General features: G+C 61.2%; 27 protein-coding genes and 1 CRISPR repeat array (1 of these 28 cut by a window edge). Of the genes, 15 read left to right on the top strand and 12 right to left on the bottom strand.

Features of this window, described 5'->3' with window-relative positions:
* A CRISPR array of direct repeats spans nt 1-284; the repeat unit is 32 nt; unit sequence CCTTCAACCCCCGCATACGCGCGGGGTGCGAC; it reaches 211 nt to the left of the window's first position.
* Between the two features lie 344 nt (nt 285-628).
* From tnpB to HPY67_03915, 3 genes are all read right to left on the bottom strand, one after another.
* The gene (gene tnpB, locus HPY67_03925; GenBank protein NPV03862.1) at nt 629-1,828 is read right to left on the bottom strand and encodes an IS200/IS605 family element transposase accessory protein TnpB; all 1,200 of its coding nucleotides are present in this window, start codon (nt 1,826-1,828) and stop codon (nt 629-631) included.
* Nucleotides 1,829-2,125: 297 nt separating this feature from the next.
* Nucleotides 2,126-3,103: a site-specific integrase gene (locus HPY67_03920; protein NPV03861.1), complete on the bottom strand. Its 978-nt coding sequence runs from the start codon at nt 3,101-3,103 to the stop codon at nt 2,126-2,128.
* 8 nt (nt 3,104-3,111) lie between these two features.
* The gene (locus HPY67_03915) at nt 3,112-3,330 is read right to left on the bottom strand and encodes a hypothetical protein (GenBank protein NPV03860.1); all 219 of its coding nucleotides are present in this window, start codon (nt 3,328-3,330) and stop codon (nt 3,112-3,114) included.
* Between the two features lie 124 nt (nt 3,331-3,454).
* On the opposite strand from HPY67_03915, the gene HPY67_03910 reads away from it, so the two are divergent.
* Nucleotides 3,455-3,850, top strand: coding sequence for a hypothetical protein (locus HPY67_03910; GenBank protein NPV03859.1), 396 nt, complete (start codon nt 3,455-3,457; stop codon nt 3,848-3,850).
* 4 nt (nt 3,851-3,854) lie between these two features.
* Here the strand turns inward: HPY67_03910 and HPY67_03905 are convergent, their stop codons facing one another.
* The 5 genes from HPY67_03905 to HPY67_03885 all read right to left on the bottom strand — a co-directional run bounded on the left by HPY67_03905 (nt 3,855) and on the right by HPY67_03885 (nt 6,579).
* Entirely contained in the window at nt 3,855-4,520 is a 666-nt protein-coding gene (locus tag HPY67_03905) for a hypothetical protein (protein NPV03858.1), read from the bottom strand.
* Nucleotides 4,517-5,098 carry a hypothetical protein gene (locus HPY67_03900; GenBank protein ID NPV03857.1) on the bottom strand — a complete coding sequence of 194 codons (582 nt, stop codon included), beginning with the start codon at nt 5,096-5,098 and terminating at the stop codon, nt 4,517-4,519. Before HPY67_03900 ends, HPY67_03905 begins: the two co-directional genes overlap by 4 nt.
* The gene (locus HPY67_03895) at nt 5,095-5,979 is read right to left on the bottom strand and encodes a hypothetical protein (protein NPV03856.1); all 885 of its coding nucleotides are present in this window, start codon (nt 5,977-5,979) and stop codon (nt 5,095-5,097) included. Before HPY67_03895 ends, HPY67_03900 begins: the two co-directional genes overlap by 4 nt.
* Nucleotides 5,922-6,161 carry a hypothetical protein gene (locus HPY67_03890; protein ID NPV03855.1) on the bottom strand — a complete coding sequence of 80 codons (240 nt, stop codon included), beginning with the start codon at nt 6,159-6,161 and terminating at the stop codon, nt 5,922-5,924. The genes HPY67_03895 and HPY67_03890 overlap by 58 nt, the downstream gene beginning before the upstream one ends.
* Nucleotides 6,162-6,273: 112 nt before the next feature.
* Nucleotides 6,274-6,579 (bottom strand): hypothetical protein, encoded by a 306-nt coding sequence (locus HPY67_03885; GenBank protein NPV03854.1) that lies wholly within the window; start codon nt 6,577-6,579, stop codon nt 6,274-6,276.
* Between the two features lie 522 nt (nt 6,580-7,101).
* Between HPY67_03885 and HPY67_03880 the strand changes: the two genes are divergently transcribed.
* A complete protein-coding gene (locus HPY67_03880) occupies nt 7,102-7,503 on the top strand; it encodes a hypothetical protein (GenBank protein NPV03853.1) in 402 nt (133 codons plus the stop codon).
* Between the two features lie 55 nt (nt 7,504-7,558).
* Here the strand turns inward: HPY67_03880 and HPY67_03875 are convergent, their stop codons facing one another.
* The 4 genes from HPY67_03875 to HPY67_03860 form a co-directional block, all read right to left on the bottom strand.
* Nucleotides 7,559-8,020: a DUF2335 domain-containing protein gene (locus HPY67_03875; protein ID NPV03852.1), complete on the bottom strand. Its 462-nt coding sequence runs from the start codon at nt 8,018-8,020 to the stop codon at nt 7,559-7,561.
* On the bottom strand, nt 8,013-8,225 hold the full coding sequence (locus HPY67_03870) for a hypothetical protein (GenBank protein ID NPV03851.1): 213 nt from the start codon (nt 8,223-8,225) through the stop codon (nt 8,013-8,015). The genes HPY67_03875 and HPY67_03870 overlap by 8 nt, the downstream gene beginning before the upstream one ends.
* 105 nt (nt 8,226-8,330) lie before the next feature.
* Entirely contained in the window at nt 8,331-8,801 is a 471-nt protein-coding gene (locus HPY67_03865; GenBank protein NPV03850.1) for a helix-turn-helix domain-containing protein, read from the bottom strand.
* Between the two features lie 279 nt (nt 8,802-9,080).
* Nucleotides 9,081-9,257, bottom strand: a complete 177-nt coding sequence (locus HPY67_03860; GenBank protein NPV03849.1) for a hypothetical protein — start codon at nt 9,255-9,257, stop codon at nt 9,081-9,083.
* A gap of 64 nt (nt 9,258-9,321) precedes the next feature.
* On the opposite strand from HPY67_03860, the gene HPY67_03855 reads away from it, so the two are divergent.
* The 13 genes from HPY67_03855 (at nt 9,322) to HPY67_03795 (ending at nt 17,228) form a co-directional block, all read left to right on the top strand.
* The gene (locus tag HPY67_03855) at nt 9,322-9,567 is read left to right on the top strand and encodes a hypothetical protein (GenBank protein NPV03848.1); all 246 of its coding nucleotides are present in this window, start codon (nt 9,322-9,324) and stop codon (nt 9,565-9,567) included.
* A 220-nt stretch (nt 9,568-9,787) separates the two neighbouring features.
* Nucleotides 9,788-10,084, top strand: coding sequence for a hypothetical protein (locus tag HPY67_03850; protein NPV03847.1), 297 nt, complete (start codon nt 9,788-9,790; stop codon nt 10,082-10,084).
* A 262-nt stretch (nt 10,085-10,346) separates the two neighbouring features.
* Nucleotides 10,347-10,649 (top strand): hypothetical protein, encoded by a 303-nt coding sequence (locus HPY67_03845; protein NPV03846.1) that lies wholly within the window; start codon nt 10,347-10,349, stop codon nt 10,647-10,649.
* A 5-nt stretch (nt 10,650-10,654) separates the two neighbouring features.
* Nucleotides 10,655-11,479: a hypothetical protein gene (locus HPY67_03840; GenBank protein NPV03845.1), complete on the top strand. Its 825-nt coding sequence runs from the start codon at nt 10,655-10,657 to the stop codon at nt 11,477-11,479.
* Nucleotides 11,466-12,050, top strand: coding sequence for a hypothetical protein (locus HPY67_03835; protein ID NPV03844.1), 585 nt, complete (start codon nt 11,466-11,468; stop codon nt 12,048-12,050). The genes HPY67_03840 and HPY67_03835 overlap by 14 nt, the downstream gene beginning before the upstream one ends.
* A complete protein-coding gene (locus HPY67_03830) occupies nt 12,037-12,333 on the top strand; it encodes a hypothetical protein (protein NPV03843.1) in 297 nt (98 codons plus the stop codon). Before HPY67_03835 ends, HPY67_03830 begins: the two co-directional genes overlap by 14 nt.
* A 3-nt stretch (nt 12,334-12,336) precedes the next feature.
* Complete coding sequence (locus tag HPY67_03825; GenBank protein NPV03842.1) at nt 12,337-12,474, top strand: hypothetical protein; 138 nt, start codon at nt 12,337-12,339, stop codon at nt 12,472-12,474.
* A 5-nt stretch (nt 12,475-12,479) separates the two neighbouring features.
* Nucleotides 12,480-12,722 (top strand): hypothetical protein, encoded by a 243-nt coding sequence (locus tag HPY67_03820; protein ID NPV03841.1) that lies wholly within the window; start codon nt 12,480-12,482, stop codon nt 12,720-12,722.
* Nucleotides 12,723-12,776: 54 nt separating this feature from the next.
* The gene (locus HPY67_03815; protein NPV03840.1) at nt 12,777-13,304 is read left to right on the top strand and encodes a hypothetical protein; all 528 of its coding nucleotides are present in this window, start codon (nt 12,777-12,779) and stop codon (nt 13,302-13,304) included.
* A complete protein-coding gene (locus HPY67_03810; protein ID NPV03839.1) occupies nt 13,279-14,997 on the top strand; it encodes a hypothetical protein in 1,719 nt (572 codons plus the stop codon). Before HPY67_03815 ends, HPY67_03810 begins: the two co-directional genes overlap by 26 nt.
* Nucleotides 14,998-15,001: 4 nt before the next feature.
* Nucleotides 15,002-15,283: a hypothetical protein gene (locus HPY67_03805; GenBank protein NPV03838.1), complete on the top strand. Its 282-nt coding sequence runs from the start codon at nt 15,002-15,004 to the stop codon at nt 15,281-15,283.
* A 12-nt stretch (nt 15,284-15,295) separates the two neighbouring features.
* A complete protein-coding gene (locus HPY67_03800; protein ID NPV03837.1) occupies nt 15,296-16,945 on the top strand; it encodes a hypothetical protein in 1,650 nt (549 codons plus the stop codon).
* Nucleotides 16,938-17,228, top strand: coding sequence for a hypothetical protein (locus tag HPY67_03795; GenBank protein ID NPV03836.1), 291 nt, complete (start codon nt 16,938-16,940; stop codon nt 17,226-17,228). The genes HPY67_03800 and HPY67_03795 overlap by 8 nt, the downstream gene beginning before the upstream one ends.
* Nucleotides 17,229-17,240 lie beyond the last annotated feature (12 nt).

The following is a 17,240-nucleotide window of genomic DNA, read 5'->3' as shown; positions in this document are numbered from 1 at the left end:
GCATACGCGCGGGGTGCGACTGGATAAGGATATGTTGCAAGCTCTGGTGGTCTCCTTCAACCCCCGCATACGCGCGGGGTGCGACGGTGGCTCATGTACAAGGCGGTCTGCCTGTTTGCCCTTCAACCCCCGCATACGCGCGGGGTGCGACCGTTTAAGCCTAATGTGGGTGTGGCATATTCATGGCCTTCAACCCCCGCATACGCGCGGGGTGCGACTAGAGATGGCGCGGATATTCGCTGAGTGCCGGGACCTTCAACCCCCGCATACGCGCGGGGTGCGACTGCCAGATCAGAGATTTATAAATCCATTGCGGAAATCCCGCGCTTTCCGCGTACCCCGCATTTCATTGCTATAAATGTTCGCGTATGTCAAAGAACACGCCGGCTAAAATACAACAAAAAGCCGGACCTTGAGATAATCGCGAACCCCGCGCAACGGAGGCCCGGGGACCCCCTGGCTCGAAAGCCAGATATTCCCCGCGATTAATAGGGGTCTGCCGTAGCGTTACCGCATTGGAACCGGTTGCCCGCTTCACCTTCGCGGCACTTCTCGGCTTAAGGGCGGGAAGTCGCCCCTTGGATCCCCCGAGGGGAACCCAATCGTGACAGCGCAATTATGCGCTGAGTCAACCTTGTGGCACGTCCTGTGCTTCTTGCTCTGCGAGGCCTTTTCTCGCTATCTCCTCTGCTATGATCTTTTCAATTCCGACAATCGATATGTTTCGTGCAGCGTTATAATCCGCATGGGTCTTGTATCCGCATACTGTGCAGAGAAAGTCCGATTGAGATTGGCGATTGGCCTCATTGATGTTACCACACTCACTACATCTTTGACTCGTATATCGAGCGTCTATTTCGCGGACTTCAATGCCTGCGTGTTCAGCCTTGTATTTCAGCTTTGAGTGGAAGTCGGCAATCGCCCAATCTCTTAAGATTCCCTGCTGACTCGCACGGAATCCCTCAAGACCCTCTATCTGGATCACACCTGCATTTTGTTTCAAAGCGAATTCGATGATCCGAGAGGTGTACTGATGATATTTGGTGTCTCGGAAGTTAATTTCCTTCTCTGCCAACTTTTCTAAAGGAGCAAGGGCTTTGTTTCTACCGTGACCGCCCCGGTTGCTGAACTTTAGGCTATTCTGGAAAGCTCGCCGCCTTCGACGTATCTGCCACCGGAATCTTTCTACAATCAAAGCCTCATTGCAACTAAGCCTGTCATGGCCGTTATTCACCGCACAATAGAACGGACATGCAAGCCCGAGGTCAACGCCGACACAGATCGATGTGTCTTTTTTTAACTCGGGCCTCGGGAAACTGTAGGCAATCCTAGTGAACCACCGCTTGCGGCGGTCTTGTGCTACTTGACATGCGCCAAGTTTATATTCACCGCTTATGACTCGGTCGAGGACAGCCTTCTTGGACTTCTCAAGCTTGAAGGTGTCGAGAAGAAAAGTCAGGCGTGTTGGCTCATTGGACCTGTTTCGCAGGGTGGCTCTGAACATGTAGTTCCCGTTGTCCCTCCACAGTTTCGTTTCACCGCCACCCTCGCGCAGAAGAATGGGGTGACCCAATCTATAACTTGGGACGGACTGTTTGAGGCTGCGGATGTCTTTCAGCGAGTTCTGATAACGTGTAATAGCGGTCCTTGTAACCATAGAGGCCATGCCGCTTGAGGCCGTTTTCATTAGGCCACGGACTTCAGAATAGATGCGGTTCCATGTCTTCTTTCGTTCTTCTGCCGGGAGATTCTCCTTCGTTTCCCTGTAGTGCCTCGCTCGTTCTCTCTCATATAGATGCCACTCGGTAATCGCATGATTCAGCCCCAACACCGTTTCATAGGAAACGTCTCGAAGGATCTGGCCCGCCTGAGCCCACGATATATTGTCCGGTTCGACGGGGCGATGCAGATATAGTTTAATCTGCGCTGTGACTAATTTTTTTCCTTGCGGCATTGCCATATCAAAACAAATAAAAACCCCCGTACTTTTTCAGAGATACGGGGGGAAAGGGCTTATTTCATGGCATCCTCTGGTCAGTTTGTAAGTTGCAGCGCGGGTTAACCAGACGACGACAAAAAACAAAACGTGTAATTAATACTCTCAATGCAAGAAAAATTCAATTAATTATTCGAATCTCAATTTCTGCATTTCCCGGAGGAGAACATCCTCGAGGATATGGGTATAGATCCGCGTCGTCGAGATCTGCCGGTGGCCGGCGATCTGCGCGACGACCTGGATCGGGATCCCGGAGGCGAGCATGTAGGATACGGCGCTGTGCCGGAGATCGTGGAGACGGGCATTGACGCCGCAAGCCTTCGCGATTTCGTGGAACTTGTGGGAGACGGTGTCCGGATGCCAGTCCGGAAACACGCGGCCGATGTCCTTTCTTACAGGCTCCAGGGCATCGACGGCCGCCGGCAGGAGAGGGATGAGCCGTTCGCGGCCGCCTTTGCCCCGGACGATGCAGGTCTTGCGGTCTAACCGGATCTTTGGCCACTCCAGGCCGAGGCCCTCGCGCCGGCGCGTCGCCGTCCAGAGGTAGAACGTGAAGAGCCGCCAGAGGTCGGCGTTCTTCTCCCGGGCCTTCTCCAGGATCTTCCTGATGTCTTCCGGCAGGATGATCCGGGGCAGGTCCCGGTCGTCCTTGCGGTACATCCGGACCCTGGGTTTCTTCTTGATGTAGCCCTTGTCCAGGGCGTAGGAGAGGGCTGACTTGATATGGCGGAGATAGCCGTCGATCGTGATTTCCGAGGCTCCCCTTGCCCTGCAGGCTCGCTTGAAATCCTCGATCCGATCTTCCGTGAGGGCCCGGAGGGGCAGCGACCGGCCGACGGCGTCGGCCAGGAGCCACAGGGAGAGGCGGTCCTTCTTGACCGTCCAGGGCGAGACCCCGTCGCGGCTCGCGATGTACATCTCGGCGAACTCACCCAGGGAGACACGTTTCTCGCTCTCGAGCTCGATCAGGCGGCCGCGGAGGTATTCGCGCTCCATCTCCTTGAAGATGGACTCGGCCGTCCTGCGGTTCCGGGTCTTGAGGGACTTCCAACGGTTCCGGGCGACCTCGACGTAGTAGACGCCGTTCTTTCGCTGAAAAAGCCTCATGGGCCTTTTCATAGACGAATCCCTCTCATGATTGCAAGCGCCTTTTCGCGGACGGTCGGGCCGAGCATCTGGCCCTCGCGGTAGGCGTCCAGGGACAGCCGGTCGAAGACCCAGTCGCCGCGGCCGCTGTCGGGGTCCGGGGCTCCCTTGATCTTGCCGTCCTGGGCCAGGGCCTTCAGGCGCTTGATCCCGATGCCCGAGTAAAACCGGGCCTCGCGGAGCGTCAACCAACGTTTGTCGCCGATAGAACATATTTTTTGCGAAGTAATATTCATGAATTAAAAGGTTATTGGTTTATCGCTTGAAAAGGTATATAGACCGCTGAGCATTGATGCATGAAAGGAGAGATAGATGCTACGCTCTGCCGTTCAAACATCGTCGCTTACTGTTACGCTGATCTCGTCATATTTCCTGCTCAAAAGTAACATAGGCTTATCTCCAGAAAATATAGCAAGCCTTGCTACAACAAAACTGGGCTACAATTCCGATATCATCAGATCATTATGCGAACAAAGAGCTGATACTTGGATCGGTTTTGCCCTGTTGCTTATCGCTTTCGGTTTGCAGATGATAAATGCATTATGGCCAATGCGATGGAATGATTTTAATGTGGACGGAAACGGCGTGTTATTGGGTATCGGCATATCAGCATTATTAGGATTCATAGGATTTATTCTATCCTCATGGTTGAGTGATTCGACTACTGCAGAGGTTAATAAGATTCTGCAAAGCTTATCCAATAGATAGAGAATTATCCTAGGGCTGAGGCGGCAATCACCGTTTCCTCGTAGACCTCGATCCCCGGGATCTTCGCCCTGCCGCCGAGGGCCGACACGACGCGCCCGATGGCCGCGTGGTCGACCGTCAGGTATTGACGCGGGATCAGGGCCTCGTTGACGACGCGGTACTTCCAGACCTTCCGGGCGCTCACGCCGGCGAGCTTCGGGGCCGCCGGGGGGACGTGGACAACCGGGGCCGCCACGGGCTCCTCGAGGATCTGCTCGGCGAGCTCCTTCTCGCCTTCCTTCTCGGCGGCGATGGCGGCGGCGAGCCGGGCCTCCTCCTCCCGCTTCCGGGCCTCCTCCCGGAGCCGATCCTCCTCCTCCCTTCGCCTGCGCTCGATCTCGGCCTGGTAGTCTGCGATTCCCTTCTTGAGGATGCGCTCGGCCTCGAGCAGGGGCTCCGCGGCCCGCTTCTTCTGGTTCAGGGCCTCCTTGTGGGCCTCGTGGGCCCGCTTGCAGATCGGGTCGAACGCCGCGTCGATCTCCTTCAGGAGACCCTTGACCGCGGTCAGCATCTCCCCGGCCCGCATGTAGCTTTCGTTGTCGCGGATCTCGATGGTCCGCGCCAGTTCCGGGACCGTCAGGGCCCGCGCCGCGACGTCCTTCGCTTCCTGCGTGAGTGCGATTTCGATCATGATTTACTCCCCATGTATTTCAGCTTCCAGTTGTGGACGGACACGAGCCCGAGCCAGGCAATGACGTCCTCAATGGCCTGGTGCCGGATGAGCCGGTAGGCGCCGTTGGGCTTGAGATAGACGGACCATCGCATCACCGTCCGCTTCCCCAGGCCGACGGCGTAGGCCGCCGTCTGGAGGGCGTGCCAGGGCTCCGGGGCGCCCGTCTTGATGTCGATGATGGACAGGGTCTTGTCTCCGTCCATCCAGCCGACTCGGTCCGGCGTTCCGGCGAAGCCCAGATTCCTGTCTGCGAAGGGCTGCTCGATCTGCAGGCAGATGAAGCCCGTCTCCGATATGAACCGTTGCCATGCCTCGAGGTAGGGCCGGACCTCGTCCGTGACGGATTCCTCGTCGAGCCTGCCCTCGTCGTGGTAGCGCAGGGCAAGGTGGACGTGATCGCCGCGCCGGCGGCCTTCCTCCGTGTACCATTGGCCGTCGATGATCCCCTCGGCCGCGAGGATCTGCGTGACCGAGGGGACCACCCGGCCGTCGAGGAGGTAGGCATGGCGCTCGGCGTCGAAGACGAGACCGTTCATCCCTCGAGCTCCTCCTGGAGCGCCTTGATGACGGCGCTCGCCTGGGCGTAGGTGAGGGATTTCAGCGACGGCAGGACTTCCGGCTCGGGCACGCCCGCGAGGCGGCTCGCCTTGCGGTGGACCTCGAAGTCGTCCGTGACGCCGAGCTTGCGGCACATGGCGAAAATGGCCTTGAGCTGGTTCTCCGAGGGCGGCTGCCCGGCGGCCGGGGCCGCCTTCGGCTTCGGGGGCTCCGGGGCCGCCTTGCCGTTCTCCTTGTTGGCCGCGTTCTCCGCCACGGCCTCGCGGAGCTCCTCGGGCAGGTCCTCGAGGTCCTGGGCGAAGATGTCCGAGGCCGCCGTGACGGTCAGGGCCGCGTCGATCTGGGCCCGCTTCTTCGCCATCTTGAGGATGGTGTTGGCCAGGTCCGCCGGGGTCGTCCGCACCTGGGCGATCCGGTAGGTGCCGCCGTCGCGGCGCTTCGCGTACTTCATCCGTCGGCGGTCCTCCGGCGTCTCGTCGTACTCCTCCTTGCAGACGGCGGCGCGCCAGCGGTACTTCTCCTCGTCGGAGGAGCACTCGCCCACGCCCGCCCCCAGGTAGGCCCCCGCACGGTCGCAGACCTTGCAGCGGACCCGGTAGCGGATCACGTCGCCCGTCGAGAGGTCCTCGATCTCCGGGTCGGCGGAAAGGCGGAACGTGAAGAGGAGCTTCTCGGCCCCCGCCTTGAAGAGGACGGGCTTGTTCCCCGCGCCGGGGATCTGGCCGTAGTGGTGGCCGTCCTTCATGACGGCCTTCATGACCTCCTGGATGAGGTTGACCTGGGCTCGGATCTCGGCGGCCGTCAGGGGCCGGGCGTCCGGCGGCTGCGGCGGAACGCTGTAGGTTGCGATCTCTTCCATGCTCTTTCCTCCATGCAGATGTCTCTTGCATCCCGGTACAGTTGGCAATCGGGCGTCCCGGGCCAGCGCCCGTCGCATTCCCCGCGCTCCCGGTACGGGCAGCCCTCCTCGCAGGCGTCGGCCCAGGCGATGGAGCGCTCCCACTCCCTGTCGTGCTCGTAGTCGATGGCGTACCACGACATCACAGCACCCCCGCCAGGGCCGCGAGCACGACGCACAGGGCCCAGATGAAGATCACGAGGAGCGGTGCGGCGACGGCCCCGCAGAGGGCCGCGAGCACATACAGCCGGAGGCTCATTTCAGCAGGCTCCTTTCGAGCGAGGCGACGAGCTCGAGCGCCTTCTCGAAGCCGTGGGCGCGGCCGATCCAGTAGAGGTCGTTCTCGTTGTCGTCCGATTTCCCGATGCGGCCCCGCGCCCCCGCGATCCATTGCTCGAGGTTGTGCCGGAGGGTCCGCAGGATGGTCGCGTTCGACACCCGGTCCCTGCGCTCCGCCATCTCGTCGAGGCTCGGCATGATGTACGGCGTGACCTGGATTTCCCTGAGGGCGGCGTGCTCCGCGTCCGTGACGCCGCCGGGCAGGATCTTCATGCTCGGCATCGCCCTGTTCTCCTTTCCGCCCGCGCCCCTCCATCCCCAGGGGGCCGAAGCCCCCCAGGAAAGGAGGGAGACAGGGTATTCTGTTGCTCCGGCCTTATCCCGCCGATGCCCAATGCCGCCGGGCGCAAGGCTCGAAAGCCCTGGTCTTATGGCCTCGGCCGGTTATCCGGGCCGCCGGTTTCAGGGGATCCGCCTGACGAGCTTCCGGGGTCACGGCCTCATCGGGCTGCCCGTGGACGGCCCGGCGATCCCTGCTTGCGGCGTCCCGCCCTCCCCGCTGTCCCGGCCCCTCCGGCCGTGGCGTCGCGGCCCCTTCGCCCTCTGGCGTCGTCCGCCCCGCTCACGCACCGGCGAGCTCGAAGGGGAGGAAGCGTTCTGTTCGGTGAGAATATACACAGATAAATCTGTGCTGTCAAGTATAAATACAGAATTATCTGTTTATCCGGGCAAACATTTTCCCCCTCCCTCTGGCATTTTCTTTGCTAACTAACCGAACGAAATAACTTTTCCGGAGGTCAAGAGATGAAGCGGCTGGTTTCGATTGCGGCGGTTCTCTTCGTTGTCCTGCTGGCCTGCCCGGGCTGCTCCGTGTTCATGGCGGCGAAGCAGCCGGATCTGAAGAACGAGGAGCTGTTCAAGGTCGGGACACCTAGGGGCGCTTTGCTGGCTGAATTCGGAAACCCGATCAGCAGCGAGGTGAAGGACGGCAAGAAGTGCGAGATCTTCAAGTTCATCCAGGGCTACAGCACCGGGGCGAAGGCGGGCAGGGCCGTGTTTCACGGCGTGATGGACGTCCTGACGATTGGGATCTGGGAAGTGGTGGGCACGCCGACGGAGGGCGTTTTCAGCGGCGACGAGAAGGTCTACCAGGTGAAGTACGACGAAAACGACAGGGTCTGTGAGGTGACGGCGCTGAAGAAATGAAAAACCCCGCCGGGGGGGGGTCGGAAGGGGGAGGTCAGCTCCAGAACTCTTTTCATCAGGAGGGCTGTTTTGGGGTCTCCAGCTTGCCCTCTCTTTCTTTTCTTCTCTGATAGCTGCCCCAAACATATGCGCCGATAATCCCGCCCAGGGCGGTAATGATGGCGGCAATCCCCTCTGTGGGTCGCCCCAAATAAGCGAGAATCGTACCGCATACAATGGCCGTCATCGCAATAACGAATCCGAGTATCGACCCCAACCGGCTCTGGCTTATATCAGCTGAAATGGCTTTCTGTTCTAAATTCATTCGATGATGTACCTGTTCTTCCCACAATTGAATGATCTTTTCGGCGGAACCCGGCACGATCTGATCATATTGGGCCAGCATTTCCGGAGCGGGCAGCGGGCCCTTAAAGGATTGGATCTGGATTTGTTTGGCTTCGAGGTGTGAATTCGGGCGAGAAACTTGTTGGTTGGATTGAATGGGTAGGGTTCTGTTTTTCTTTTTGTTTTTACCCATGACATTCCTGCCCCTGGCGGTATTTCTCCAGGGCTGTTCTCAAATCATCGCCAATGGCCAGCCAGTCGCGATAAAAGGCGACAATGTCCGCTTCTTCGCCGGTTCTCGATTCATTATAGACGTTTAACGTACCGGCCAAGTCAAAAAGCCGTGCAATCCCGCTTATAAAATTCGGTCGAGCAAAGAGAAAGTCGCTCTTTCCCATATTGTGCACCTAAAGGAGATTTGAACTGAGAAAGTAGATGTTCTTTGTGTAATTGTCAACAGAAAAGATTTCTGCAACCTTCATGCCTTCAGCCGACGAGATAGATCACATTGCCTTTTTTCTTGATGCGGCCGGGCCGCCTGCCTCCTCGCGGCCCGGGGCGTCTCCCCCCGGCAGGAGGCTCTCCACTTTCTTCTCCAGCTCCGCCAGCCTGCATTTAAGATAATCCAGTTCTCTTTTCCTTGCAATCGCTATCCCGTAGTCCCGCAGCCGCTCCCGGAACGACCGGATGATGGCCTCGTCGCCGCAGGAGAGGATCTCCCGGGCGGCCTCGAGGTCGGGGTCGGTGATTCCATTGCCCTTTCCAGTTAGAAGCCAGTCGATACTAACTCCTAATATTTCGTTGATTTTTAGCAGTTGAGGGGGGTTCGGCAGGAATTCACCATTGCACCAGACGCGCACCGTTTCGTAACTCACCCCAACGGCTTTTGCAAAAGCATTTTTATCCTTTACAGCGCTGGAAAGGCGAGCGCCAAACCCCTCATATACAGATTTATCTGCTCTTTTTCTTGACATAGACAGAATTATCTGTGTATCCTCTGCTTCAGGAGACGGTTCTTTTCAGGGGAGAGGACCCAAACTCTCCCCATGCTTCAGGAGGACCTGGCATGACGAAACGCAGAAGCGGCGTCCGGTTTGTGGGCGATTCCCCGGAACTCGACGAGGAGTTCAGGAGAATGCTCGAAAGCGCGATGAACTTCGGCATCCGCAACACGCATGCCGTCACGGCGTTCACTCTGGAAGATGATCCGTCGCTGAACGTCAGCCTTCGCAACCCGAACGCCGTCACGGCGTTCACCGTTGCCGGAGTCTCTCCACGACCTCATTCACGAGATCGGTCTTCAGGGCAACAGGATCGATGCCGACGCCCAGGACCGAATTGCAGGACGTGCAAACGAAAGAAACGCCGCGCCATTTCGGCGTCAGGCCGACGCAAACCTGGATCTCCTCATCGTTGACGCGGTTCACCATCATTCCGCATTTTGGGCATTTCCCGATTGGTATCATGGCCAATTCACCTGAAGGAGGTTGCAACTTGAGAAAAGAACGATTGCTCCCTATCAACGATCAGAAGGTCGACCGGCTGCGCCGGACGTGCAAGAAGCTCATGGTCGACGTGGACCTGGACAAGCTCGGGGCCCAGAAGATCCTCGCCGAACGTCTGGGCGTCAATTCGAACTCCCTGAACATGGCGCTGACCGGCTACCGCAAGGGCCTCGCCGAGTATCAGCTGCTCCAGAGATTAAAGGCTCACCTGCGGAGCCTGAAGAAGGCGGCGTGAATGACGACGGGGTGGGTCCCTTCCGGGTACGAGCCGCTCCGGATTGTCCCCGGCCGCTATCGGGGGTCCTGCGGCCTTCGTCTCACAGCCCGGCAATGCGGGGTCGGATGGCGGCGCATCCGATTGTCCCGCCCGCCCGGCGCTAAACTGGCCCGGGAGGACACGCCCGCCCCGCTTTTCCTCTACCACAACGTGTGAGGGGCCACAACGGGAAATTTTCATGCACGACCTGGACTTCGAAACGGACAAGCTCGACGCGATCTACCAGGTCCGTCTGCCCTCCATGACGAAGAGCATGGTCGACCGTCTCACCGCGCCCTGGAAGAAGAAGCTCAACGCCGAGATCCTCAAGACCGTCTCGCGAGTGCTTCACGAAGCCAATTTCAGGCCCAGCCTATATCTCAAGAGCAACGGAAGCAACGAATATAACGTAGATCTTTGTAATGGCGATGCCGAGGCCGTCAAGATCGCGCGGCTCATCCGGCAGCTGCTGAAGGAAAGCGAGGGGCAGGAATGACTTGCGGGAAATGCGGATCGCGTGCGGTCCAGGTCTATGAAATCGGCAGCCGGCACGGCCGGGCTCTCGAAGCCTCCTGCCTGATGTGCGGCTGGAGAGGATACTCCCGGGAGGAAAAGCCTCATGGAAGCGCTCAACGCTCTGTCTCCGTTTTACAAAGGACTCGTCGCCGGGCTTTTCATCGGCGCTAACATCGGGATCGTGGCCATGGCGCTCCTGGTGGCGTCAAGGGATAGGGATGGCGATCGGGGTTGACGGCCGGATGCTCGACGCGGTCCTCGGCAGCTACGATCTGCCGGTTCCGGTCCGGGAGTACCGGTTCCACCCGGCCCGGCGCTGGAGGGTCGACTACGCGTGGCCGGAGCATCGGCTCGCCGTCGAGATCGAGGGCGGCGCATGGATCGGCGGCCGGCACGTCCGCGGCTCCGGCTTCATGAATGACATGGAGAAGTACAACGAGCTCACCCTGGCCGGCTGGTCGCTTCTGCGCTTCACGCCCCGGCAGGTCAGAAACGGCGAGGCGGTCCGGACGCTGCTTCGATGGTTCGCCGGCAGGAGGGAATAAATAGCATGGCAAGGATAAGGACGATCAAGCCGGAGTTCTGGGACGACGAGAAACTGGCATCCATCCAACGTGATGCACGGCTACTCTTCATCGGCCTCTGGAACTTCGCCGACGACTACGGGGTCGTCAAGGGGCACCCTGTCTGGCTCAAGAACCGGATCTTCCCCTACGACGATATCAAGCAATCGACATTCAATGAGTGGCTGGCGGCTCTGGCGAGGATCAAGGTCATCGTCCCGTTCTCGAGCGGTGGCGAGCAGTACTATTACATCCGGAACTTCCGAACCCACCAGAAAATCAACCGCCCGTCAGACACCAGGAACCCCGAACCTCCCGAAGAAATAATCCAGGCAGTAGAATCAGGCACTTATGAGCCCTCATCCAACACTCACGCAGGACTCACTGAGCCCTCACTGAGCCCTCATGGATTACTCACCGAAGATTCACCTCCTCCTCACGGAGGGCTCATTGCTGGAAAGGAAAGGGAAAGGGAAGGGAAGAGTAAACCCCCCTTACCCCCCTTACGCAAGGGGGGAAACGGGTTTTCCCCTCCGGACTGGGTCCCTCGTGACGCATGGGATGCGTTCATCGAGTCCCGAAAGCGCCAGAAAGGCGGGATCACCGAACGCGCAAAGGAGCTCATCGTCATGCAGCTCGACAAGCTGCGGCAGGCAGGCCACGACCCCGAGGCCGTCCTGAACCAGTCCGTCGCGATGGGCTGGAAAGGCGTCTTCCCGATACGCGACGGGCCGCTGATCGAACCGCGAGACCCGGACTCCTGGCTGAAAAACAAGCTGCGAACGCAGGGAGAAACCGATGACGCCCATTGAATGCCACGAGATGATCAAGACCGTCTCGGCCTACTACGAGCGCAAGATCCCGTCCGACAGGACGCTCGACCTCTGGTTCGAGCGGATCCGCGGCATCCCGGGCGAAAGCATCGGCTGGATCCAGACCCGGATCTTCGAACAGTTCGAAGCCTTCCCGAAGAACCTCCCGTCTGTGATCTGGGAGCTCTACAACGCCTGGCTCGACGCCCACCCGGAGAAGCGGGCCCGAAAGGAATCCGTCGACTGCCCGGACTGCGAGGGAGGCTTGCTCTGCCTGACCAGGCCCGTCAGGGGCTACAGGGTTCCGCCGACCTTCAGCGCGCCCTGCGGTCGCTGCCGGCAGGTCAGGGCCGCGCAGTACATGACGCTCGCGGAGGCCTTGAGGCAAGGCTATTCACGCGTCAACCTGCATGCCGTGACGACAGTCAAGTCGCGGAATATCGGCGAGCTGATTCGCAGCATCGGCCGGGAGATCCACGGAAGCGACGAGCCCGCGAGACTGGAAGAACTCAACCGTCAAGCATCGCTCTTGAGAGAAACCGAGGAGGTGACCAACCATGCCGAAGCGTGAAGTCCAGACCTCAATCGCCGAATCCGGCGAACTCGTCCACGAGCTCCGCCAGGAGTATTTCTACTGGCTCTTCATGGCCGAGGTCATCGTCCTCGAGATGACCTACAGGCGGAGCCGCCTCGTCGAGATCATCCGGCAGGAGGCCCGCATCGGCCGGCTGCCGCCCGTGATCATCCCCAGGGACTACGAGACGGCCGCCGCGGAGTATGCGAAGTTCAGGTACTTCCCGGAGCAGGAGAGGCCGCCGCAATGGCTCAACCAGGCGCAGCAAGGAGGTGCATGACCGATGGCCGAGGAGAAGAAGCAGGGCGACGTGATCTACGTCGAGCGCAAAGGCCAAACCCCGAAGGGCGAGCGGATGGTCGAGGTCACGAGCCGCAGGCCGCCAAGCCCGGCGCAGAAACAGACCGGCGAGGGAGACTAGGGCCGATGAGCGACGCAGACCTGATGATCCTGACCTGGAAGGGAATCGCAAAGGCGCTCTCCGGAGACGGCCCGGTGATGGACGTCAGGACCGCCAAGGCGATCGCCAGGCATTTCCGGATGCCGGTCATCAAGATGCGCAAGAGGGTCTGCATCCCGAGGGCGGTCTTCATCCGCTGGGCGGAGGGGCTCTGCTGGTTCACGTATCGCGAAAGCGAGCCGCAAGACGCCGAAAAGGGAAAAAATTGACGGTATTTGTACGATTAATGCTACTAGATGCAACACCGTCCCACATGGTGGAATATGCCCGAAACGATGAAGGTTCCTGTCGTCACCGCAGAAGCAGCTGAAAAGGCGGCGCAGTCCGCCGTCACCCTCATGCGGCAGAGCCTCGATGACGAGGGCATCACGGTGGCATGGCTCGCCCGGCGCCTCAAGCGGGATCTCCACCGCAAGGAGACCCGCACGTTCAAGATCAAGGGCCGTCTCGTTGATCTCAAGGCCTGGACCGAGGAGGTGGCCGCGCAGATCCGGGGCGGGGAGCCTCCGAAGAGACGACGGCCGAAGGCTTATCGGATCATCGCGCAGAGCGCCGAGGAGGCCCTCGTGGCGGTCAATTTCGACTGCCTCGACGTCCAGGTCCGGGCGAGGGAAGACGCGCAGAGGATTCACGGCCTCTACGTCGAGAAGCTCGCCCTCACCGACCCGGAGGGGGCCCCGGTCACCTACGATTCGATCACGCCGGAGGAGCGGGAGTTCCTGCTGGACGTGAGCCGGGAATATGCGAAGAAGCTCGAGGGAAGGAATGGCAAGGGCCGCAAGAAAGCTTGACGTCCAGGGCGACACGCCGGCGCGCCTCCGGGCCGTCGATGCCTGGTACTGGGCCTACAACAACGCGATCCGGCTCACGTCGGGCCCCTTCGCCCACGAGGCCCACGAGTACCTGGCCGAGCCCCTGCGGGACATGCACCCGAACCAGGTCGCCATGAAGGGCTCGCAGATGGGATGGACGGAGAAGTCCGTCATCAAGACCCTGCACGGCATGATCCACCGGCGCTATCCCCAGGGCGTCCTGCACCTGTTCCCGACGGCCGACGACGTCGGGGACTTCTCGAAGGCCCGCTTCAACCCGCTCATCGAGAACAATCCCGAGCATGTCGGCCGGTACGTCCGGTCGACGGACGCGGCCAACATCAAGAAGATCGGCTCCGCCATGCTCTACCTCCGGGGGGCCAGGGCGACGCAGAAGATCGAGGGCCTGGCCGCCACGTCCTCGAAACTGAAGTCCATCCCCGTCGACCGGATCGCCTTCGACGAGTACGACGAGATGGACCCCGCGATGGTCGCCCTCGCCCTGGAGCGCGTCGCGCACTCGAAGATCAAGGAGTTCGAGAAGCTCTCGACCCCGACGGTTCCCGATTACGGGATCGACGCGGCCTACAAGGCGAGCGACAGGCACGTCTGGGCGATCCGCTGCGATCGCTGCCAGCACGACACGGTCCTCGAGCTCGAGTTCCCGAAGTGCCTCCGGCGCCGGCAGGACGGCACCGCCTACCGGGCCTGCGTCCGGTGCGGCGGCGAGATCCACCCGCGGGCCGGCCGCTGGGTCGCCATGTCGCCCTCGGTGAAGGACTGCCGCGGCTGGTGGATCTCGCAGCTCTGCTCGATGTACGTCGACCCGACGGCCATCCTGAACGAGTACGAGCGGATCTCGGAGGCGCCGCCCGGCGAGCGGCAGGTCTTCTACAACTCCAAGCTCGCCACGGCCTACGTCGACGCGGCCAACCGTCTTTCCCCGCAGGACGTCTACCGGTGCATCGGACGGGACGCCATGGAGACCCGGCACGACGGCCCCTGCGCCATGGGCGTCGACGTCGGGACCTTCCTGCACGTCGTCGTCGGCTACAAGCCCCAGGCCGGCTGCCTCAAGATCTGCCATGTCGCCCGGCTCAGGGAATGGAATGAGCTGCACGACCTCGCGCTCCGGTTCCGCGTGGATTGCGCCGTCATCGACCGGGAGCCCGAGATCCACAAGGCCAGGGAGTTCCGGCAGGCCGAGCGCTTCCAGGTCTTCCTCGCCGACTACCAGGAGCACCAGCGGGGCGATGCCCGCTGGGATCTCGACCAGGGCCTCGTCGTCATGAACCGGACGGAGCTCCTGGACCGGGTTCACACGGCCGTCACAACGCCCGGACGGCTCGAGATCCCGCGGCTCACCTCCGAGATCGAGCAATATGCAACCGAGATGTCCAACCTGGTCAAGGTCCTCGTCGAGAAGCCCAACGGCTCGCGACTCTACGAGTACAAGCAGGTCGGCCCGGATCACTACCGGCACGCGACGGCCTACTTCCTGCTGGCCGCCGAGCGGATCCCGGTGGCGGCGCCGGCGGGCCTGCCCTGGATGCAGCGAAGCATGACGCACGCGATCATGGACGAGGATCCCCTGGGCCACGGCAGGATGCCGTCCCCGGCGGCAGGAGGCTACAGCCGGGCGGTCACGGACTACAACCCCTTCGGGAGGTAACAAAATGAGCTCCGTCACAAAGCCCCTTGAGAAGATCGTCAGCCCGTTTGTCAGTATGTTCAAGGAGCCCGAACTTCCCGAGCTGCCCCCGCTGCCGGCGGCCCCGGAGACGAAGGTCGACCAGCCGCCCGCCCCGGAGGTGAGCAAGGAGAGCTCCCAGGCCGCGCAGGCCGAGCGCTCGAGGCTCCTTGCGGCGGCGAAGAGAAGGACGCGTACCCTGCTCACGGGACCGGCCGGGCTCGCCGAGACGGCCAACACGATGAAAAAGACCCTGCTCGGCCAGTAAAGGACCGGTTCCATGAGGCCTGCGGAAATCGTCCAGAGATTCGACGAGCTCGACGCCCGGAAAGGGACGCTCAAGGCGCACCTGCAGGAGGTCGCCGACTTCATGTGCCCGGTCAAGGCGACGGTCACGACGACGGGGACACTCGGCGCGAAGCGGAGCTCCAGGATCTTCGACGGCACCGCGCTCAGGGCCGTCCGGACCTTCGCAAACGGGCTCTACGGGCATCTGACAAGCCCCGCCGCCCCCTGGTTCGAGCTCACGGTCAAGGACAAGGCGCTCGCCCGCAGGCCCGACGTGAAGCGCTGGCTCCGGGAGACCTCCGAGCGGATGCACGACGCCCTCAATTCCTCCAACTTCGGGCTGGCGATCCACGAGGTCTACGTCGATCTCGGCTGGGCGGGGACCGGGCCGATCTACTGCGGGGAGGGCAAGCGGAATATCCTGGCCTTCTCGACGTTCAGCGTGGGCCGGGTCTGCGTCATGGAGAACGAGGACGGCCTGGTCGACACGGTTTTCCGCCTCGAGCGCATGACGGCCCGGAAGATCGTCCGCAGGTGGCCGGACACGGCGAGCGAGAAGGTCCGCAAGACGGCGGAGAAAAACCCGACGCAGACCTTCGACGTGATCCATGCCGTCTTTCCCCGGGAGGACATCGAGCGGTTCTTCGACCGGCGTCACGGGACGCTCAGGCCCAAGGCCGGCAGCCGAAACCTGCCCTTCGCGTCTTTCTACGTCGAGCGGGAGGGCAAGAACATCCTGAGCGAGAGCGGCTACCACGAGATGCCCTACATGGTGCCGCGCTGGACGAAGGACTCCGAGGAGGAATACGGCCGCTCCCCCGGCATGGACGCCCTGGCCGACGTGAAGATGGTCAACGAGATGTCGAAGACCGACATCAAGGCGCTGCAGAAAATCGCCGATCCGCCGCTCGTGGCCCCGCACGAGATGGCCCTGACGCCGATGCGGCTCACGCCCGGCGGGATCAACTACTACAAGCCGCCGACGAAGCCCGAGCCGCTCTACGTCCCGGACAAGATCCGGATCAACCTCGAATACGAAGAGCAGCGCCGGCGGGCGATCGAGAGCAACTTCTTCGTCGACCTCTTCACCATGCTCGCGGCGGCCCCGCGAGAGATGACGGCGACCGAGGTTCTCGAGCGGGCAGAGGAGAAGCTCATGCTCCTGGGGCCCGCGCTCGGCAGGCTCCAGAGCGAGCTCTACGACCCACTGCTTTCCCGCGTGTTCTGGATCATGTACCGGGGCGGCTACATCGAGCCCGTGCCCCGCGCATTGGTAGGCGCGGGCCTTGAGGTGGAATACATTTCGAAGCTCGCCATGGCGATGCGGATCTTCGAGGTCCGCGCCGTGGAGAAGGGCCTCGCCTTCGCCGCCCATGTGGCCGAGGCGAAGCCGGACGTCATGGACAATTTCGACCTGGACAAGGCGGTCGTCGGGATCTCCCGCCGTCACGGCGTCCCGGAGGAGTTCATCCGGCCCGAGAGGGACCGCGACGCGCTCCGGCGGCAGAGGGCGGCCGCGGAAGAGAAGGCAAGGCTCGAGGCCGGAATGGAGAAGGTCGCCGGGGCCGTGCCGCTCGAGAAGAAAGTTGAGCAGGGCTCGGTTCTCGACATGATCATGCAGGGGGCCTCCGGCAATGCTTGACCGGTTCATCCGGATCTTCACGCACCGGGGAGGGATAGACGAGAAGGACGAGGAGCGCCGGGAAAAGCAGCTCCGGGCAGCCTACCAGCAATTCTTCGGCACGGACCAGGGAAAGATGATCCTCGACGACCTCGCGAACCGGTTCTGCTTCGTCGGTCCCACCTACCGGGGCGATGCAACGGAGGCCGTCTTCAATGAAGGCGGCAGAAACGTCGTGCTCTACATCCTGGGCATGGTCCGGGATGAGTACAAAAATCCGATCAAGGAGGTTCTGGACGTATGAACGGATCCGGAG

It is taken from the genome of Syntrophaceae bacterium (genome assembly GCA_013177795.1).
Classification (GTDB): domain Bacteria; phylum Desulfobacterota; class Syntrophia; order Syntrophales; family UBA2192; genus UBA2192.
The sequence above is the reverse complement of the archived record's forward strand: the minus strand, read 5'-3'. Positions and strand labels throughout refer to the sequence as shown.

What these genes read in the sequence shown, in the direction of transcription:
- HPY67_03920 (NPV03861.1), bottom strand. Translation starts at nt 3,103, where the DNA reads ATGAGGCTTTTTCAGCGAAAGAACGGCGTCTACTACGTCGAGGTCGCC.
- HPY67_03910 (NPV03859.1), top strand. Translation starts at nt 3,455, where the DNA reads ATGCTACGCTCTGCCGTTCAAACATCGTCGCTTACTGTTACGCTGATC.
- HPY67_03905 (NPV03858.1), bottom strand. Translation starts at nt 4,520, where the DNA reads ATGATCGAAATCGCACTCACGCAGGAAGCGAAGGACGTCGCGGCGCGG.
- HPY67_03900 (NPV03857.1), bottom strand. Translation starts at nt 5,098, where the DNA reads ATGAACGGTCTCGTCTTCGACGCCGAGCGCCATGCCTACCTCCTCGAC.
- HPY67_03895 (NPV03856.1), bottom strand. Translation starts at nt 5,979, where the DNA reads ATGGAAGAGATCGCAACCTACAGCGTTCCGCCGCAGCCGCCGGACGCC.
- HPY67_03890 (NPV03855.1), bottom strand. Translation starts at nt 6,161, where the DNA reads ATGTCGTGGTACGCCATCGACTACGAGCACGACAGGGAGTGGGAGCGC.
- HPY67_03885 (NPV03854.1), bottom strand. Translation starts at nt 6,579, where the DNA reads ATGCCGAGCATGAAGATCCTGCCCGGCGGCGTCACGGACGCGGAGCAC.
- HPY67_03880 (NPV03853.1), top strand. Translation starts at nt 7,102, where the DNA reads ATGAAGCGGCTGGTTTCGATTGCGGCGGTTCTCTTCGTTGTCCTGCTG.
- HPY67_03875 (NPV03852.1), bottom strand. Translation starts at nt 8,020, where the DNA reads ATGGGTAAAAACAAAAAGAAAAACAGAACCCTACCCATTCAATCCAAC.
- HPY67_03870 (NPV03851.1), bottom strand. Translation starts at nt 8,225, where the DNA reads ATGGGAAAGAGCGACTTTCTCTTTGCTCGACCGAATTTTATAAGCGGG.
- HPY67_03865 (NPV03850.1), bottom strand. Translation starts at nt 8,801, where the DNA reads ATGTCAAGAAAAAGAGCAGATAAATCTGTATATGAGGGGTTTGGCGCT.
- HPY67_03860 (NPV03849.1), bottom strand. Translation starts at nt 9,257, where the DNA reads ATGGTGAACCGCGTCAACGATGAGGAGATCCAGGTTTGCGTCGGCCTG.
- HPY67_03850 (NPV03847.1), top strand. Translation starts at nt 9,788, where the DNA reads ATGCACGACCTGGACTTCGAAACGGACAAGCTCGACGCGATCTACCAG.
- HPY67_03845 (NPV03846.1), top strand. Translation starts at nt 10,347, where the DNA reads ATGCTCGACGCGGTCCTCGGCAGCTACGATCTGCCGGTTCCGGTCCGG.
- HPY67_03840 (NPV03845.1), top strand. Translation starts at nt 10,655, where the DNA reads ATGGCAAGGATAAGGACGATCAAGCCGGAGTTCTGGGACGACGAGAAA.
- HPY67_03835 (NPV03844.1), top strand. Translation starts at nt 11,466, where the DNA reads ATGACGCCCATTGAATGCCACGAGATGATCAAGACCGTCTCGGCCTAC.
- HPY67_03830 (NPV03843.1), top strand. Translation starts at nt 12,037, where the DNA reads ATGCCGAAGCGTGAAGTCCAGACCTCAATCGCCGAATCCGGCGAACTC.
- HPY67_03825 (NPV03842.1), top strand. Translation starts at nt 12,337, where the DNA reads ATGGCCGAGGAGAAGAAGCAGGGCGACGTGATCTACGTCGAGCGCAAA.
- HPY67_03820 (NPV03841.1), top strand. Translation starts at nt 12,480, where the DNA reads ATGAGCGACGCAGACCTGATGATCCTGACCTGGAAGGGAATCGCAAAG.
- HPY67_03815 (NPV03840.1), top strand. Translation starts at nt 12,777, where the DNA reads ATGCCCGAAACGATGAAGGTTCCTGTCGTCACCGCAGAAGCAGCTGAA.
- HPY67_03810 (NPV03839.1), top strand. Translation starts at nt 13,279, where the DNA reads ATGGCAAGGGCCGCAAGAAAGCTTGACGTCCAGGGCGACACGCCGGCG.
- HPY67_03805 (NPV03838.1), top strand. Translation starts at nt 15,002, where the DNA reads ATGAGCTCCGTCACAAAGCCCCTTGAGAAGATCGTCAGCCCGTTTGTC.
- HPY67_03800 (NPV03837.1), top strand. Translation starts at nt 15,296, where the DNA reads ATGAGGCCTGCGGAAATCGTCCAGAGATTCGACGAGCTCGACGCCCGG.
- HPY67_03795 (NPV03836.1), top strand. Translation starts at nt 16,938, where the DNA reads ATGCTTGACCGGTTCATCCGGATCTTCACGCACCGGGGAGGGATAGAC.